Annotated in this window: 3 protein-coding genes and 1 pseudogene; 2 read left to right on the top strand and 2 right to left on the bottom strand. The window is 73.1% G+C overall.

What is annotated here, in order from left to right; all coding sequences use genetic code 11:
- Both ADK55_RS13310 and ADK55_RS13305 read left to right on the top strand, forming a co-directional pair.
- Positions 1-1,104, top strand: a 1,104-nt coding sequence (locus tag ADK55_RS13310) for an acyl-CoA carboxylase subunit beta (RefSeq protein ID WP_053678346.1), incomplete at its 5' end; no start/stop codon positions are given.
- Between the two features lie 26 nt (positions 1,105-1,130).
- Positions 1,131-1,370, top strand: coding sequence for an acyl-CoA carboxylase epsilon subunit (locus tag ADK55_RS13305; protein ID WP_053678344.1), 240 nt, complete (start codon positions 1,131-1,133; stop codon positions 1,368-1,370).
- Positions 1,371-1,495: 125 nt separating this feature from the next.
- On the opposite strand, the gene ADK55_RS13300 is transcribed toward ADK55_RS13305, so the two are convergent.
- Positions 1,496-2,305 carry a 4'-phosphopantetheinyl transferase family protein gene (locus ADK55_RS13300; RefSeq protein WP_053678343.1) on the bottom strand — a complete coding sequence of 270 codons (810 nt, stop codon included), beginning with the start codon at positions 2,303-2,305 and terminating at the stop codon, positions 1,496-1,498.
- Positions 2,305-2,498 (bottom strand): annotated as a pseudogene (locus ADK55_RS39765) (hypothetical protein); the annotation flags it as partial. The pseudogene ADK55_RS39765 and the gene ADK55_RS13300, both read right to left, overlap by 1 nt.

The raw sequence follows: 2,498 nt of genomic DNA, 5'->3' as shown, positions 1-2,498 counted from the left end.
CAGCGGAACACGAAGGCCTCGGGTGTCATCCCGCAGATCTCGGTCATGCTCGGGCCCTGCGCGGGCGGCGCCGCCTACTCCCCGGCGCTCACCGACTTCATCTTCATGGTCCGCGACATCTCGCAGATGTTCATCACCGGCCCGGACGTGGTCCGCGCGGTCACCGGCGAGGAGATCACCCAGAACGGCCTCGGCGGCGCCGACGTCCACGCCGGCACCTCGGGCGTCGCCCACTTCGTCCACGACGACGAGGAGACCTGCCTGGCGGAGGTCCGCTACCTGATCTCCCTGCTGCCCCCCAACAACCGCGAGCTGCCGCCCCGGGTGCTCAGCGGGGACCCCGCCGACCGTCTCGGCGACCGGCTGCTGGAACTGGTGCCGGCCGACGGGAACCGCTCGTACGACATCCGCGGCGTCATCGAGGAACTCGTCGACGACAGCGAGTTCATGGAGGTCCACGCGGCCTGGGCGCAGAACATCGTGTGCGGGCTCGCCCGGATCGACGGCCACACCGTCGGCGTCGTCGCCAACCAGCCCGCCTCGACCGCCGGCGTCCTCGACATCAAGGCGAGCGAGAAGGGCGCGCGGTTCGTGCAGTTCTGCGACGCCTTCAACATCCCGCTGGTCACCCTCGTCGACGTCCCCGGCTTCCTGCCCGGCGTGGACCAGGAACACGAGGGCATCATCCGGCGCGGCGCCAAGCTGCTCTACGCGTACTGCAACGCCACCGTCCCGCGCGTATCCGTGGTGCTGCGCAAGGCCTACGGCGGCGCGTACATCGTCATGGACTCCCGTTCCATCGGCGCGGACATCGCCCTGGCGTGGCCCACCAACGAGATCGCGGTGATGGGCGCCGAGGGCGCCGCGAACGTGGTCTTCCGACGGGAGATCGCGGCCGCCGACGACCCGGAGGCGATGCGCCGCGAGAAGATCGCGCAGTACAAGGAGGAACTCGTCCACCCCTACTACGCCGCCGAGCGCGGCCTCGTGGACGATGTCATCGACCCGCGCGACACCCGTTCCGTGCTGGCCCGCTCGCTGGCGATGCTCGCCGCCAAGCACGCCGACCTGCCGCGGCGCAAGCACGGCAACCCGCCCCAGTGACCGCGCCGACCAGAGGAGAAGCCGCCGTGAACGGACCGGCCGACGAACAACTGCTGCGCATCGTCCGGGGCAACCCCTCCCCGGAGGAACTGGCCGCCCTGACCGCGATCCTGCTCGCCCGCGCCGCGGGCGCCGGCGTCGAACCCGACGACGTGGCCCGCCGTCACCAGGTCGTCGCCCTCTGGCGGCGCCCGGACCGGGTCGCCGGCTTCGACGGGCCGCGCACCTGGCGCTCGCCGGCGCGGCCCGCGCCGCGCGCCGCCTGAGGCACCGGGGCACACGCGACACCGCTCACGACGGACCAGCACGGAGGGGCCGGGGAGACTTTCTCCCCGGCCCCTCCGTGCTGTCGGCGTCCCTTCCTCTTTTCGACCTGCCGCCGAGTGCCGGCTCAGGCCGCCCGGGCCGAGGGCGAGGACCGGGCGCGGTGGTCCCGCAGGACCGTGCGCAGCCCCGGCTCCACGCCGGCGAGGCGCTCCGCCGCCTCCTGCGCGTACAGCAGGGTGTCCGGCACCGCCCGCATCACGATGCGGTGGTCCCCGGCGCCCAGGATCGCCACCGCGGCCACATGGCCGTCACACAGCGGCAGGTTGCCGACCACCCAGCCCTCGGGCCGGTCCCGCGCCCGCTGTTCGCCCAGGTAGTCGAGGTGGGTACCGCGGGCCAGCCCGGTGCCGATCCCCTTGAGGTAGGCCTCCTTGCGGGTCCACAGCCGCCCGAAGGCCGCCGTGCGGCGGTCCTCGGACAACTGTTCCAGCTCTTCCCGTTCCACCGGGTGCAGCGCCGGCAGACAGGCCTCCGCGGTCCCGGCCGAGGGAATGCGCTGGACGTCGGCCCCCACCCGGGTCTCCGCCACCGCGACCAGGGCCAGGCCGTGGCTGTGCGAGAGGGAGAACTGGGGGGCGCCCGGCACGCCGAGCACCCGGGGCCGGCCGTTGCGGCCGCCCGACCCGTCGTACCGTTCGCCGGCGATGGCGAGGTTGCGGGGCGCGATGCCGGTGTACACGGCCAGGACCCGGCGCAGACCCACGTGGGCGGCCGCGTACATGCGCCGGTCGTCGGAGCGGCGGTACGCCTCCACGCGCCGCAGCTCCCGGTCGTCCAGGTCGCCCATGGGGACGTCACGGGCCGACTCGGGGGGTGGCAGCAGCCACACGTCCAACTGCCCTTCGTCGAGCGACAGTACGTTCGCCACCGCCATCAGCGCTTGTTCCCGGAAAGGGTCTCCGCGCGGGTTTCGGTGTGGCTCTCGGAAGGGTTCTCGGATCGGTTCGCGGATCGGTTCTCGGCGTGCGTCTCGGCGTGGGTCTTGGCGTGGTTGAGGGTGGCGAGGCTGTTGGTGGAGAGGGCGGTGTGGACGTAGGCGCGGGCGTCGGCGACGGTGGCGTCGGGTC

Origin of the sequence: Streptomyces sp. WM4235 (assembly GCF_001279725.1) — a bacterium.
Lineage (GTDB): Bacteria > Actinomycetota > Actinomycetes > Streptomycetales > Streptomycetaceae > Streptomyces.
The sequence above is the reverse complement of the archived record's forward strand: the minus strand, read 5'-3'. Positions and strand labels throughout refer to the sequence as shown.